This window comes from Weissella hellenica (assembly GCF_005405545.1).
GTDB lineage: Bacteria > Bacillota > Bacilli > Lactobacillales > Lactobacillaceae > Weissella > Weissella hellenica.
In genome coordinates this window covers 227,566-243,397 of record NZ_BJEG01000001.1, presented here as the reverse complement: position 1 = coordinate 243,397, position 15,832 = coordinate 227,566, and the positions used below count along the sequence as shown (strand labels likewise).

Below are 15,832 nucleotides of genomic sequence, written 5' to 3'. Positions count from 1 at the left end.
TATTTTCAATTATGATTTAATAAAATTTGTGATTTATAAAACATTCATATTGACAGTCATAGACTTTACATGTATAGTTAATTATTGTTGTTAATATGCAAATGATGGTATTGGCCCAATGGTCAAGTGGTTAAGACGTCGCGTTCTCAGCGCGGAATCCAGGGTTCGACTCCCTGTTGGGCTATTTATAAATAGCTTTGGCTAACTAGTATTATCATCATGGCCCAATGGTCAAGTGGTTAAGACGTCGCGTTCTCAGCGCGGAATCCAGGGTTCGACTCCCTGTTGGGCTATACTTAGAGATCAGCAATTTGATTACACGTAAATAAAAAACCAATTAAATTTGGTTAAATTAGAGAGTAGTTAAGGAAAACACTAAAATTTCCTTAGCTACTCTTTTTTATTAAGTAGCAAGTTCATCAATAACCTAATGAAGCAATTCTACAAAATAAAGAGTTAAAACGGAACACTTACTTCCACTTTAACTCTTTAACTTATCTAATTTTAGTATTAGTCACAATATTTTTAAAATCGTATATCCAACACTATTTATTTACAACTTGCCAATTATTTGGAATTTCCACAGTATGCGTAACTTTAACTAAACGGTCTTCATCTTTAAATTTAAATAACCATGACATTAAATCAGAATTATACTGCCATTTTGTGGTTTTCGTAACGACTTGTGCAGTGTTACTATGTGTTTTTTTATAATTAGCTGATTTTTTCAAGCTGTCTAAGACATTATCTTCATCTGGAACAAAATGTGCAGTAGCTTTCTGATCATCTGCTGAATCTTTAAACATCATAACATAATGATTATTTTCAATTTTTTTGGTTATTAGCATCCCCACCGGAACATTTGTAGGTGCAGCTGAATAAATTTGCTTACGCTGTACCGTTGTCTCTTTTGACATACCGTAATGATTATACATATTCGCTGATAAAGCAATTACGAAGCCAATAAACACAAACATGAATAATCCACCCAAACTATAACGTAATGGACGATTATTTATCAGTAGCAAACTAACAATCATCAATATCATTGTAATAACAATTATCCACAGAATCATATTAGGCCTCCTTCTCATTTTTCATAAAGATAACAAATAATAGACCAATCACTGCGAAAGCAAGGCTGATGATGAATGCCCATTGAAAACCATCCAATGACGCGTCCAATGCTTTTTTAGCATATTGTAAAGGTGCTGTTTTTTTCATCGCATCATTTGGCGTATTATTATTGATAACATTTTGAACAACAGAAGTCATTAAGGCCACCACAACAGAACTTGAAACTTGCCGTAATGTGTTATTGGCTGCTGTTGCATCTGCAGCTCTTTCATCAGGCAATGCCCCCATTGCAGCCGTTGTTAATGGCATCATTAGCAAGGCAATACCAACCATTCTCAATGCATACAAAACAGTGATTATAATTGTTGGTGTTTGTTCGGTCAAGAACACAAAAGGTAGCGTTCCTAATAACAAAATGAAAAAGCCGACAAAAGACAATCTTTTGATTCCGACCTTGTTGTATAAAGCACCTGCAATCGGACTTACAAATCCCATGAATAGTGCACCCCATAACAAGGTTAATCCAGAATCTAATGGGGTTAATCCACGTACATTCTGCAAATACGTTGGTAACATCATCTCAACCCCGTACATTGCCATAGTGACTAGCAATAATCCGATAGTTGGAATAGTAAAGTTTTTATTTAAAAATACCCGAATATCTAAAAATGGTACTGGCAGCTTTAACTGACGCCATCCAAAAATAATCAAAATAATAACACCAATTACAATAGGTGAAACAACGGTTGCTAGGTCACCCCAACCATCGGAACTAACATTTGTGAAGCCCCATAGGAATAAACCAAATCCTACTGTTGAAGTGACAATTGAAATCAAATCTAGCTTAACTGGCTTGTTCTTTAACACATCTTTAATAAAAAATGGTGAAAGTACAGTCGCAACAACAATTAAAATAAGTGGCAAAATAAAAATTGATTACCAATCATTCGAAATTGTTATGCCAAATAAAGTATGATCTTTATTTAAAATAAATCCTGTTAGTGTTGGCCCAAAAGCAGGAGCCATTCCAACAACTAAGCCCATCAATCCCATGGCGACACCACGTTCTTTGGGTGCATACATATTCACAATAACAACCTGTAGTAACGGTAACATGACACCAACAGCAATGGCTGCTACAATACGACCAGCAACAAACATCCACCAATAATTACCGTTTTCTGGTGTCAACATACTCATCAAAACACCAATAGTTAACAATCCATACGATATAATATGCAAATATTTAGTTGAAAAACGATTTGCAAAATACGCTGATAATGGCACCATAATCCCATTCATTAACAAAAACCACGTGGTAGCCTGCTGTGCAGTTGCCAAATTAATATCAAACGCTGTCATCAATGTTGGTAATGCCGTTCCTAACGATGTTTGCATCAAACCACCCGACATCGCAGCAATCATCATTACAGACAACACAACCGTGCGATTATAACTTTTACCGTGTTGGTCTACTTTCATCTCTCTTCTCGCCTCATTCTTTTTTATTTGTTCAATGAAACAAATCGTTCCACTGAATTTAAAAAAGTGTACCATTAAAAAAACTATGATACAATATGTATCAGTGAGTCAATATTTGCAATACTGTATCAGGAGAATTCGTATGAACCATAGTCAGCAAGAAAATTTGCGTGTAAAAAACCAAATCGTTAGCGGTCTATTTAAATTGTTAAAAGTAAAATCTTTTTCCAGTATAAAAATAACTGAGCTAATTAAAGCTTCTAATGTCGCACGGGCAAGCTATTATCGAAATTTCGATACAATTGAGGATATATTAGTCTTTTATTTTCAACAAATACAACTTAATCGACGTTATCCACTTAAAGAAAATCCCTTCCTAAATGAGCAAAATAATTTACCTGGTGTTCAAGAAAGTTTTGAAATAATTTACTCAGAAAAAGAACGTATTGCGTTACTACTACAAAATGGTTTATCTGATTATTTTTATCAATTACTCTCTGATCAGATTATTAATCAAGTTGGTGATATGCCAGCAAATTCAATTGAAAGGTACCGTCTATATGTTATAGTTGGCATAATTTTTAGTATCATTTCAGAATGGATTACATCTGGCACACAAGAATCACCTAAACAAATGGCTGAACTAACAATACATTACTTAAATAATAGTATCTTGTAATTGCATATAAAAAGGTTGGAACATTTTATTTTGTTCCAACCGCAATGTTCTATTTTTAAAGCCTAAAATCATCCGTCATCGTCAACATAATCGGTGCATGATCTTGGCGTGCACCAGTATCAACAACAGATAATTCAGTCAACTGATCAGCTAAACGATTAGATGTTAAATAATAATCAATACGCCAACCAGAATTGTTGATTTTTGATGTTTTTGATATTTGTGCCCACCATGTATATACACCAGTTTGATCAGGGTGCAAATAACGGAACGTATCCGTAAAACCAGCATCAAGTAAAGAACTAAAATGCCCACGTTCTTCATCCGTAAAGCCCGCTTTTTTATGATTTGACTTCGGGTTTTTCAAATCAATTTCTTGATGTGCAACGTTAAAGTCACCAGAAAAAATAACCGGCTTTTTCGCATCCAATTGCTGAATATATGCCCGATAAACATCATCCCATGATTGACGATCATCCAACCGAGCTAACGCACTACCAGAATTCGGCGTATAAACCGTTGAAACATAGGCATTTGCAAATTCAAGCGTAATCACACGACCCTCAATGTCCATTTCACCAGGCGCACCAATTTCCGGCATCTCTACATTAATTGGTTCTTGACGTGATAACATCATTGTTCCTGAATAACCAGAACGGCCCGTACTCGTACGTAAATAACGGTGGTAACCTGGAAACAATTCATCAAGCGCTGTTGCTTGTTTTTTTGTTAACCCAGTTGCTTTTAACTTTGTCTCTTGAATCGCTAGCACATCTGGTTGTTGTGCTGCAATGTCTTGCAATACTTGCCAGGTCATTTCCCCACGTGCCGACTTATGCTCAACAGCCGCATTAATACTATCGATATTCCATGATATAAACTTCATTTTCCCACCGTTCCTCTTCAAATTATCAGTTGCGTTCATTATAACAAAAAACAACACCAGACTATGCGTAAGTTTTGTCTGGTGTTGTTAATATATTATTTAGAACTGCTCTTCTAGTAATTGCTTAATTTCATTCAACTTTGGTTGCCGTGGATTTCCTGGTGTTGTTTGATCATTATAAATCAAATCCATCAATCCTGATAATTCACGATCAAAGTCTTCTTTTTTAACACCATTACCAGATAGTGTTAAGTCCATATCAAGATGTTCGGCTAACTCTTTAATCTTATTAATTAAAGCCGTTACTAATTCTGCATCATTTTTACCTACCAAACCAATGTGGCGAGCAATATCAGCATAATCTTTTTGCGCTGTATAGGTTTCATAACGTGGGAAAGGCGTGCGCTTCACGTTACCAGTGACACCATTGAATTTAATCACATTCGTCATCGCAATTGAAATAGCCAATCCGTGTGGTAATCCAAAGGCACCACCTGTCTTGTGGGCAATTGCGTGGTTCAACCCTAAGAACGCATTACCAAATGACATTCCCGCTAAGGTTGATGCATAATGCATCTTTGTTCGTGCCAACTCACCTTCCTTAGTTGGTTGTGCGGCATCATAATGATATGATGCTTCTAGGTAATCAAAAATCAACTTAATGGCCTGCAATGCCCAAGGACGCGTAAATTCAGATGACATCACTGAAACATATGATTCTAAGGCATGTGACAATGCATCCATCCCAGAATATGCAACTGTCTTACTTGGCACAGTCATCACAAATTCTGGATCAACTATGGCAACTTGTGGCGTTAATTCATAGTCGGCCAACGGATATTTAACATGTGTTTCATCATCAGTAATTACTGCAAATGGTGTAACTTCTGAACCAGTTCCTGACGTTGTTGGAATTGCCACCATTTGTGTTAAACGTTGATGCTCAAATTTCACAATTCGCTTACGAATATCCATAAATTTTTGGGCCAATTGTTGGAATAATGATTTCAAACCAGCATCATCATATAAAATACCCGGCTTAGTTGCTGAATATTCATACAAGAAGCGAGCAATCTTCCCAGCATCTAATGCTGAACCACCTCCAAGCAAGACGACCGTATCTGGCTTAAAATCAGCCATTTGGCGGGCAATATCAATTGCTTGTGAAATAGTTGGATCAGGGCTGACTGAACCATAAAATGATGTCTTAACTTGGTCGTCACGTAAAGCAAATTGATCCAAAATTTTATCAACAAACCCCAATTTTACCATACCAGGATCTGCGACAATAAATGCCCGATCAACATCTGGTAATTCTTGCAAATAAGTAATGGCGTTTGTCTCGTAATAGATATCCTTAGGCAATCGTACCCACTGTGGGCGATTACGACGACGAGCAACCGTTTTAATATTTAATAAATCGTACGTAGACAAATTATGCGACAATGAATTCTTCCCCCAAGTACCAGTTCCTAACGTTAGCGATGGTCGTAGTGCGTCGGTATAAATATCACCAACACCACCAATTGAGTCGGGTTGATTAACCAAAATTCTTGATGCTTCAACACGATCTGCATATTCTTTTACAAATGGATCATCTTGCGCACCAATTTGAATAGCTGCATTATGCCCTGCCCCCTGGTAGTTTAATAATGCGCGTACAATTTCAACTGCTTCATCACGATCCTGTGCTTTATAGATTGATAGTAATGGACTTAGCTTTTCTGATGATAATGGCTCCCCAATGTGCTTCTTATCAAGTTCAAATAGCAAAACGTCCTTATCAATTGGCAATTTCAAACCAGCTTGTTCAGCAATCCAACGACCTGAACGACCAGCTACTGGTCCTGTGACACCATAGCCATCAGCTGATGGTTTAAACACAAAATCAGCAATCTTTTGATAATCCTGCTTAGGTGTTAAGTATGCTCCTTGTTCTTGTAATTTTTGCAACATTTCATCATAAATTGAAGCATCAATTACAACAGAATTTTCAGAAGCACAAATCATGCCGTTATCAAACCGCTTCGATAGTAACAAATCAGAAACGGCCCGATCAACGTTAGCCGTTTTATCAATATAGACTGCACCATTTCCAGCACCAACTCCCATAGATGGATTACCGGAATGTAAAGCGGCATTAACCATTGAAGGTCCTCCGGTTGCTAAAATCGATGCAATTTTTGGATTTTTAATCAATGTATTCGTAGCATCAATTGAGGGCATTTCAATCCATTGAATAAAATGCTTCGGTGCACCTGCTGCAACTGCTGCATCATAAACGATCTTAGCTGCATGAGATGATGCTTTTTGCGCTTGTGGGTGAAAGGCAAACACAATAACATTCCTTGTTTTTACAGTTAGCATTGACTTAAAAATTGCCGTTGAAGTTGGATTAGTCGTTGGAACAATTCCTGCCAAAATTCCTAATGGTGCTGCTAATTCAACTTTTCCAGCTACCTTGTCTTCAGAAATAACACCAACAGTCTTATCATTTTTAATAGCGTTATAAACAGATTCAGATGCAAAACGATTTTTAGTATCCTTATCTTCAATAACACCGCGTCCTGTTTCTTCATACGCTTCATGAGCAAGTAATAATGCATTTTCAGAACCAGCTAAGGCCATCGCTGCAACAATTTTATCAACTTGTTCTTGTGTATAGGTTGCAAATTTTTGTAAAGCGATTGCTGCTTGATCAACTAATTTATTAGTCATCTCTTCAGCTGCTGCATAATGGGCAGCTTTTTCATCAGGTGTTAGCACTTTTTTCTTTTTATTCATATTAGTCATGATTTATACCTCTCAGATTGTTCTGATTTAATCGTATTGCTCATTACTGAACAATATAATTATATCAAATACAAGCTAGCAGTCAACCGTTAAACGCTATAAAATAGCGGTTAAAACTGATGCAACGACATCTTCACAAACTTTAAAATTACTTCAAACTCTATATATTGTGAATTAATTAACAAATAAAACGCTTACATAAATTCATTATCATTAAGCTTGTGAATATACAAAAAAACATGAAATTTCCAAAAACGAAAATTTCATGTTTAGTCAAATCAAACATTATATGCTAACTTAGTCCTACCCAACAAAACAGAACTAATCACAACTGATAGCGAACTCAACGCCATTGCAACACCAGCAATTTCTGGACTTAGAATAAAACCAAAACTATAAAATACACCAGCCGCTACTGGAATACCTAACACATTATAAACAAAGGCCCAAAACAAGTTTAGTTTAATTCGGTTAAACGTTTTTTTACTTAATGCCAATGCCATATCCACATCTCGTAAATCATTCTTTACCAAAACAATACCACCTGCATCAATAGCAATATCCGTTCCAGCACCCATCGCAATACCAACATCAGCGGTTGTTAACGCTGGTGCATCATTGATACCATCACCAACAAAGGCAACTGTATGTTTTGCCTGTAAGTCTTTGATTTGATCCGCTTTTTCAGCCGGTAACACATTGGCAATAACTTCATCAATCCCAACTTCTTTGGCAATTGCTTGCGCAACATGTTCATTATCACCCGTCAACATAACTGTGCGTAAGCCACGCACTTTTAATGCTGCCATTGCAGCAGCTGACGTATCCTTTGGTGTATCCTGAATGGCAATCAAGCCAATGATTTGTTGTTGCAAACCAACTAGGACAACTGTTTTCGCTTCATCTTGCAACTGGGTCATTTTTTGCTTAAGATCATCTGTTATTTCATAATCATGCAGCAAACGTTCATTACCAACAAATGCTTGCTGACCATCAACTAATGCTTGCACACCTTTACCTGATACTGCTTCAAAATTTTCAACAGCCGTTACCTCAAAATGTTGACGATCTGCTTCACCTAAGATCGCCAGTGCCAATGGGTGCTCTGAGCCTGATTCTAACCGAGCAGCTACCATTAATACTTGCTGATTGTCTCCAATAATATCAGTTACTTTAGGTTGACCAACCGTAATCGTACCAGTCTTATCAAATACAATGGTATCAACATCATTTGCACGCTCTAAAACTTCACCATCTTTGATTAAAATCCCTAGTTTGGCACCGCGTCCAGTCCCCACCATCAAAGCTGTTGGCGTCGCCAAACCAAGTGCACACGGGCAAGCAATCACCACAACTGAAACTGCAAAAATCAATGAATTTGCAACATCATGACCAATGAAAACATACCAAATTAAAAATGTTAATACTGCAACAACTAACACAATCGGCACAAAAACATCCGATACCCGATCAGTTAATTGTTGAATCGGCGCCTGACTTGATTGCGCTTTTTTTACCAGCGTAACAATTTGCGCTAACATGGTGTCGTTACCAACTTTTTTAGCCTTGAACACAAAGGATCCTGACATATTCATCGTTGAGCCAATAACATCATCCCCAACACGCTTGCTTACTGGCATACTCTCACCAGTGACCATCGCTTCATCAATCGTTGTTGATCCTGTAACAATTTCACCATCAACCGCAATTTTTTGACCTGGTTTGACGCTAATTAAATCACCTGTGACAATTTCTGACAATGGTAACTTAACAAATTCACCATTTCTTTTTACTAGTGCATCCTTCGCCTGTAAATCCATTAATTTTTCAATAGATGACGAGGCATTATCACGCATTTTTTCCTCAAAAACTTGACCCAGTAGTACAAAAGTAATCACAAAGGCGGCACTTTCAAAGAAAACAGCTCTGCCTGTAAACATTGCATAAATACTATAAACATATGCTGTCCCGGTACCCACAGCAATTAAAGTATCCATGTTGGAATGATGCTTTTGAAATGATGCCCACGCACTCGATAAAAATGGACGCGCTGATATCAACATCACAATCGTTGTTAATACCAACATTGTGACTTGCCCACCTGGCAACATCCAGTGAGTAAATGGCATTAACACCATTTCAATCAACATCGGTAATGACAATATTAATGAAACCCAAAACCGTGTCGTTATTTTCATCTCGTCACCTACTTTATATTAATGGTACCGTGAAACATATCCATCCCACAGCTAAAGTTAAATTCGCCTGGCTTATCAGTCGCAATGGTTACTGTTTTAGGTTCGTCAATAGGTAGTGTCTCTTCAAAATTTAAATCATTAGAATGTACCACATCTAAACAACCCTGCGCATTAGTTCTTGTAAAAGTAATTTCTGCAGGTACACCTTGCTTTAAATTGATAACACTTGGTTCGTAGCCCCCGGCAACATTTACATTAATCTTTTGTACATCACTCATTTTGTAACCCCTTTTCCTTAACTCATTATTTGACAATTACTTTACCGTGAAACATGTTCATTCCACATGCCCACTCATACTCACCAGCTTTACTTGTATCAATTTGGATCGTTTTAGTTTCATTTTCTGGCAGTGCTTGATTAATACCAAAATCCGGAAAAACCACATGATCTAAACAACTCGATGGATCTGTCCGCTTAAAATGCAATTGGGCAGGTACGCCTTGCTTTAAAACCACTTGTTCTGGTGAATAGCCACCTTTTACCAAAACGTCAACATTTTGTTGATCATTATCAACGACAGCAGACTCAGTTTGTGCTTCGTGTTTACCAAAGAACCACCAAGCAATAAACCCAATCAATGCAATCCCAACAATCAACACTATCATTCTTGTCATAATTAGTGCTCCTTATATATTAGTTATTCCGCACAACGTTCACATGATGCAGGCGCCAAACAATCGCAAGCAATTGTCTCAGGCGCCGTCATCATTTTTTGCTTCAATATATCTTGTAAATTCATAATATCTGACTGACTCAAAGGCATATCAGTTATTAATTCAGCTACCGTATGCCCTTTTTTCATACTACATAACCGTTCAAAAACCTCAGATGTCATTTGAATCATCGCATCATCTTCAACAATTAAGGGGCGATAAATAAAATGACGACTAACTTTCTGTGTCATTAACATCTCTTTTTGTACTAAACGACGCAATAACGTTTTAATTGTTGATTCGGACCATTTTTTCTTTTGCTGCATCGCAGTAATAATCTCACTACTAGTTGCCTCTTTCATTGTCCAAATCACACGCATCATTTGCCATTCAGCATTTGACATATCACTTGCTTGCACCATTACATCACTCCCTTTTTATTGTTTACATTTGTAACTACAATCATTATATCTTTATTGTTTACAAACGTCAACAAAAAAGAACCTTAATTCATCATACGATAAATTAAGGTTCTTAAAATATGTGGCAAAAAATTAAATTTTAAATGATACAACGCAATCCATTCTGATTAGTAGTTAAACCATTTTTACCAGATCATCGTACGATCTGCTGGTCCACGGTACATACCGTCTTCTTCTTTAACATCAAAAGTCTCATAGAATTCAGAAAAATTAGAAACAATCACATTCGTACGTGCTTCATTTGGTGCATGCACATCAACTGCAGCAAAGAACTTCATCAATTCCGGGCGGGCCTTCATACGCCAAATAGTTGCCCAGTTTTCAAAGAATTCTTTTGCAGAGAATGATTCTTCACGTTGTGCAGCGGCTAAAGCGGCAGCTAAACCACCTAAATCAGCAACATTTTCAGAAACTGTTAATTTACCATTTACCTTTGCCCCGTATGATTCCAAGCCATCAAATTGTTCAATAACTTTTTGAGTCCGTTCCTTAAAGGCTGCAAAGTCCTCATCAGTCCACCAATTATTCAAACTACCATGTTCATCAAGCGAAGCCCCGTTCGTATCAAAAGCATGCGAAATTTCATGCGCAATAACCGCACCAATCCCACCATAATTAGCTGAATCTGATTGGTCCAGGCTATAAAATGGTGCTTGCAAAATAGCAGCCGGGAAAACAATTTGATTTTGTTGTGGATTATAGTACGCATTGACCATGTGCGCTGGCATATGCCATTCATCACGGTCAACCGTTTGATGCCATTTAGCCCATGCACGTGCAACACCTTGACGACCAAACTTTTGCGTGGCTTCTAACAAGCTAGCTCCTTCATCAACAATTTTATCTTCATAATAATCAGGCAACTTTTCGGGATAACCAATATGTGGTTTAATCGCATTTAACTTCACAACAGCTTGGTCACGTGTCGCTTGTTGCATCCAAGTCGTATTTTGCAAACGTTCTTTGTATACATCAATCATTTTTGTTACTTTGTCTTCCACATCTGCTTTCGCTTCTGATGAAAATATTTTATGTGCATACCACAAACCTAACGCTTGATTAAAAGGTCCTTCTGCTAAGTAATACGCTGCTTTTTTCTGACTCTTAGCTTCTGGGGTACCAGACAAAGCACGTCCGTAAGCACCACCTAATACACGGACGTCATCAGATAAGTAGCCTGTGTAGGCATTGGCAATACCAATAATCAAAGTAGCCTTTAATAGTGGCCAGGCATCTTCAGAGAAGAATTGATCAGCAGCATGCCAAAAACGTTCCTCAGGTACCACCACCATATCTGGTTCTTCACCAATCATTGCTGTTACCACATCATTTAATGGCAATTCAGGCGCTAAAGCGGTAAAGTCAGTCCACTTGTATGGCTTATACAATTTAGCATACTCTGATGATTCTTCCTGACTTAGTACGACTTTAGCCACCCGTGCATCAAATTCAATTGCTTTATCTAGTAAATCTTGAATTTCATCAGCAGCAAAACTAAATTTAGCTAGCAAAGCCTCTTGTGATGAACGCCAAGTCTGCAATAAATCAGCACCTTGTGGGTGACCTGGTTCATAGTATGTTGTATCAGGCAAAATTGTGCCCAAAGCGTCGGCCCAGAGGACATAAGTTTGTGCATCTTTAAAGTCAGGCGCAATTCCCAATGGCAAAGCATTCGGCAAGCCTGCCTTTTCTAAAGAAGTCATATCATTGGCAAAGTCTGCAAATGATGCATAATTTTGATAACGTTCAATCAACGGTTGAACTGGTTTCGTTCCCAATGCATTACGCGTTTCCCAATCAGATGCTAAGCGATGGTATTTAATAAAATTAGTTAGTACCTTATCATCAGGTACATTGTCACCACATAGCCACTTATCGGTTGTAGCTAACATTAATGCTTCAATTTCATCAGCTAAGTCAATAAATCCCCCAGTACGTGATTTATCATTTGGAATTACTGCTTGTGCAATCCAATCTTCATTGACGGCTTTATAAAAATCATCTTGTTGACGAGTCCCCATTGTTTCACCTCAAATTTCTATTTTTCTTATAAAATACGATAACACACTTTAACATTTCCGAACATATTTCGTTAAAATTTAAAGTCATTTATAAAAAAGAACACGTGTAAGAGTATCAATCTTAGCGTGTTCTACCTATCATCTAAATTAGTTATTCTTTTGCCATTGTGCAATTTGATTAACCATATCGACCTTTAATTGCTTATTTGAATCAGTCGTTACTTTTTTAATGACATTATTTTTCAACTTATCTTGTCCTGCTTTATCATCAACAAAATCTTTATCCGCTTTTACTTTCACTGTCACTTCTTTATTGATTTCATCACGAACTTGATTAGCTAATTTACCTTCGTTATCTTGAACCATTTTTTGTAGATCATCAACTTTATTAGCTGGTACAACATACCACCCTTCAGGTAACGTCAACTTATAAGTCGTCGTTCCCTTTTCTAAAGTATCCTGTCCTAGCAACAAAAAACGACGCCAAGTTGAGTTGGCTTGATATGTCATCACTGTCGTCTTCAATGATGCTTTTTTACCAGCAACAACCTCTGCTTTCGCTTGTTGCGTTAGCGTCTGGTATGTTTTGTCATTCGTCTTATATGTATAACGTAAACGATTTTCAACCCCTTGCTCAGTTGTAATTAAATGAAAATCATTAACTATAACTGCAGGTTGAATTTTTTGTGTTTTTGTCAAAGGAACTTTCGACATCAAAAAATGTTGTCCTTGCGCATGACGTACACCAAAACTCATAGAAATAGTTAACAATAAACCAACGACAATTGGCACCCATCGCACTTGATGATGCACCACTCCTTGGATTGCCGCATAAGCCAGCAAAACAATCCCTAATACCAACAAGACAATCATGATTTTTCTCCTTCAAAAAACGTATTCACCTTTTTAAATTATACCAAAAAAAGCTCATAATCACCAAAAGTAGTAATTATGAGCTTTCTATTTTATTGATTCAAAATAATCTGATCAGTAGATTACTTGTTTAAAGCAGTCCACTTCCAGTCAGTAAACTCTTCGATATCATGTCCCTCGTTACGAGTAACTTCGAAGTGCTTTGCCAAGATAGCATCAATCTTGTTATCAAAGGCTTCTGCTTCATCAGCAGCAATAACACCCTTGGCAGCCAAAACTTGTGCAGCTTCCTTAGCTTGGTGGAAACGATCCAATTCTGAATATACACGCATATCGTAAGTGGTTGTAATATCACCATCTTCACGGTAACCATGGACATGAGCACCTAAGTGTTCACGCTCGTAGAATATTGATTCAATCAAATCTTCGAAGCCGTGGAATGCGAACATAACAGGTGTTCCTGATTCACCAAACAATGCGTTGAACTTTTCATCAGACAATGCACGTTCGTGGTTCATCTTACCATTCTTGTTTAGCAAACGGTGCAATTCAACAACGTTTACGTAACGCAACTTAACGGCTGGGAATGCTTCGTTGATCAAGTGCAATGCAGCAAGTGCTTCGATAGTTGGTTCAACACCAGCTGATGCGAAGACGATATCTGCATCTTGACCTTCAGCAACAGTTGATGCCCAGTCAATAGCCTTGATTCCTTCAGTAGCCAATTCTTCAGCTTCATCAACTGAGAACCATTGTTGACGTGGTTGCTTTGAAGCAACAACATGGTTAACCTTGTGACGTTCAGTAAATGCACGACCAAAGACAGCCAACAAAGTGTTACCATCAGCTGGCAAGTATTGGCGGATAAAATCAGCCTTCTTTTCAGCCAAGTGTGTCAACATTCCAGGATCTTGGTGAGTGTAACCGTTGTGATCTTGTTGGAAAGCAGTTGAAGTTGAAATCAAGTTCAATGATGGATAATCATTACGCCATGGTTGTTCTGAAGCATGACGCAACCACTTGAAGTGTTGTGTAATCATTGAGTCCACAACACGTAGGAATGATTCGTATGATGCAAAGACACCAACACGACCAGTCAATGTGTATGCTTCTAACCAACCTTCAGCTTGGTGCTCTGACAATTGTGAGTCCAAGATACGACCTTCAGGTGCTTGGTGTTGGTCATTAGGTTCCTTAACTTGTTCCATCCATTGACGGTTAGTTACTTCGAACATACCCCACAAACGATTTGACATCGTTTCGTCAGGTCCGAAGATACGGAATGAAGTTGGGTTCAACTTTGAAACTTCAGCAAAGTAGTTTGACAAGACATTCATGTCCATGTTCTTGCTACCGTCTGCCAATTCAGTTCCACGAGTTTCATCAGTAATCTCGTTAGCAAAGTCTTTCCAATTTGGCAAAGTCAAATCAGTAGGTGCATCACCACGACGACGACCACCGTTAGCAGCATAATTAGCTGCCATACGCTTGTCGCCCTTTGGAGCAATTTCAGCAACTTCTGCCTTCAATGAACCATCAGCATTAAACAATTCTGTTGGCTTGTATGAATTCAACCATTCTTCGAATTCAGGCAAAGTATCCATCTTGCCTTGTTCCAAAGGAAGTGGCACTTGGTGAGCACGGAATGAATCTTCAATTGGTTCACCAGCTGCGTTGTGAGTGGGTCCACCCCAACCCTTTGGCAAACGAGCAATGATAACAGGCCATGCAGCAATTTCACCATCAGCGTAGCAACCGTCTTCACGGGCTGCCTTTTGAATAGCTTGGATATCTGAAATAGCGTCATCAAATACCTTAGCAGCCAATTCGTGGTATGCCATGTAGTCGTGAATATCATCGTTTTCGATGAAACGTGGTGAGTATCCCAAACCTTCGAAGAACTTAGTAATTTCTTCATCACTCATACGTGAGAAGATTGTTGGATTTGAAATCTTAAATCCGTTTAAGTCCAAGATTGGCAATACTGCACCATCATTCTTAGGGTTGATGAACTTGATTGAGTGCCATGCAGTCATTGCAGGACCAGTTTCAACTTCACCATCACCAATAACAGTGAAAGCGATTTGGTTAGGATTATCCAAAATAGCACCAGTTGCGTGAGATAGTGAGTAACCTAACTCACCACCTTCGTGCAATGAACCTGGTGTTTGTGCAGTCATGTGTGATCCAATTCCACCAGGGAATGAGAAACGCTTGAACAAACGTGCCATACCATCAACATCTTGTGTAATTTCAGGGTAACTTTCAGTATAAGTACCGTCCAAGTATGAGTTCGTAACCATAACTTGACCACCGTGACCAGGTCCCCCGATGTAGAACATGTCCAAGTCAAACTTGTTGATCAAACGGTTAGCATGTGCATATAAGAAAGTTTGTCCTGAGATAGTTCCCCAGTGACCGATTGGCTTTACTTTAACATCATCCGCTTGAATTGGTGTGTTAGTTACTGAAAATAATGGGTTGCTCTTCAAAAAGATCATACCTGCTGAAAGGTAGTTGGTAGCACGCCACCAAGCGTCTACCTTTTCTAGATATGCCTTTGAATCAAAATCTACTGCCATTTTGATTAAATCTCCTTTTATTTTTGAGAAAGGTTATATCGCAGA

Annotated in this window: 11 protein-coding genes, 2 tRNA genes and 1 pseudogene; 3 read left to right on the top strand and 11 right to left on the bottom strand. The window is 38.1% G+C overall.

Annotated elements, in window-relative coordinates; genetic code table 11:
• The first annotated feature begins 112 nt into the window (after positions 1 to 112).
• A tRNA-Glu gene (locus FFM61_RS01160) sits at positions 113 to 184 on the top strand.
• Positions 185 to 221: 37 nt separating this feature from the next.
• Positions 222 to 293 (top strand) — tRNA-Glu (locus tag FFM61_RS01155).
• 252 nt (positions 294 to 545) lie between these two features.
• On the opposite strand, the gene FFM61_RS01150 is transcribed toward FFM61_RS01155, so the two are convergent.
• Positions 546 to 1,076, bottom strand: coding sequence for a DUF4811 domain-containing protein (locus FFM61_RS01150; protein ID WP_074427992.1), 531 nt, complete (start codon positions 1,074 to 1,076; stop codon positions 546 to 548).
• A 1-nt stretch (position 1,077) separates the two neighbouring features.
• A pseudogene (locus FFM61_RS01145) lies at positions 1,078 to 2,559 on the bottom strand (DHA2 family efflux MFS transporter permease subunit).
• A 142-nt stretch (positions 2,560 to 2,701) separates the two neighbouring features.
• Between FFM61_RS01145 and FFM61_RS01140 the strand changes: the two are divergent.
• Positions 2,702 to 3,238, top strand: coding sequence for a TetR/AcrR family transcriptional regulator (locus tag FFM61_RS01140; RefSeq protein WP_074427993.1), 537 nt, complete (start codon positions 2,702 to 2,704; stop codon positions 3,236 to 3,238).
• A gap of 55 nt (positions 3,239 to 3,293) precedes the next feature.
• Here the strand turns inward: FFM61_RS01140 and FFM61_RS01135 are convergent, their stop codons facing one another.
• The 9 genes from FFM61_RS01135 to FFM61_RS01095 all read right to left on the bottom strand — a co-directional run bounded on the left by FFM61_RS01135 (position 3,294) and on the right by FFM61_RS01095 (position 15,787).
• Complete coding sequence (locus FFM61_RS01135; RefSeq protein ID WP_074427994.1) at positions 3,294 to 4,124, bottom strand: exodeoxyribonuclease III; 831 nt, start codon at positions 4,122 to 4,124, stop codon at positions 3,294 to 3,296.
• 99 nt (positions 4,125 to 4,223) lie between these two features.
• Positions 4,224 to 6,917 (bottom strand): bifunctional acetaldehyde-CoA/alcohol dehydrogenase, encoded by a 2,694-nt coding sequence (gene adhE, locus FFM61_RS01130; protein ID WP_074427995.1) that lies wholly within the window; start codon positions 6,915 to 6,917, stop codon positions 4,224 to 4,226.
• Positions 6,918 to 7,195: 278 nt separating this feature from the next.
• Positions 7,196 to 9,115 carry a copper-translocating P-type ATPase gene (locus tag FFM61_RS01125; protein ID WP_074427996.1) on the bottom strand — a complete coding sequence of 640 codons (1,920 nt, stop codon included), beginning with the start codon at positions 9,113 to 9,115 and terminating at the stop codon, positions 7,196 to 7,198.
• A gap of 8 nt (positions 9,116 to 9,123) precedes the next feature.
• Entirely contained in the window at positions 9,124 to 9,393 is a 270-nt protein-coding gene (locus FFM61_RS01120) for a cupredoxin domain-containing protein (RefSeq protein ID WP_074427997.1), read from the bottom strand.
• A 25-nt stretch (positions 9,394 to 9,418) separates the two neighbouring features.
• Positions 9,419 to 9,790: a cupredoxin domain-containing protein gene (locus FFM61_RS01115; RefSeq protein WP_074427998.1), complete on the bottom strand. Its 372-nt coding sequence runs from the start codon at positions 9,788 to 9,790 to the stop codon at positions 9,419 to 9,421.
• A gap of 23 nt (positions 9,791 to 9,813) precedes the next feature.
• Positions 9,814 to 10,251, bottom strand: coding sequence for a CopY/TcrY family copper transport repressor (locus FFM61_RS01110; protein ID WP_074427999.1), 438 nt, complete (start codon positions 10,249 to 10,251; stop codon positions 9,814 to 9,816).
• Positions 10,252 to 10,436: 185 nt separating this feature from the next.
• On the bottom strand, positions 10,437 to 12,332 hold the full coding sequence (locus FFM61_RS01105; protein WP_074428000.1) for a M13-type metalloendopeptidase: 1,896 nt from the start codon (positions 12,330 to 12,332) through the stop codon (positions 10,437 to 10,439).
• A gap of 147 nt (positions 12,333 to 12,479) precedes the next feature.
• Entirely contained in the window at positions 12,480 to 13,205 is a 726-nt protein-coding gene (locus FFM61_RS01100; RefSeq protein ID WP_074428001.1) for a DUF4811 domain-containing protein, read from the bottom strand.
• 122 nt (positions 13,206 to 13,327) lie between these two features.
• Positions 13,328 to 15,787 carry a phosphoketolase family protein gene (locus FFM61_RS01095; protein WP_074428002.1) on the bottom strand — a complete coding sequence of 820 codons (2,460 nt, stop codon included), beginning with the start codon at positions 15,785 to 15,787 and terminating at the stop codon, positions 13,328 to 13,330.
• Between the last annotated feature and the right edge of the window lie 45 nt (positions 15,788 to 15,832).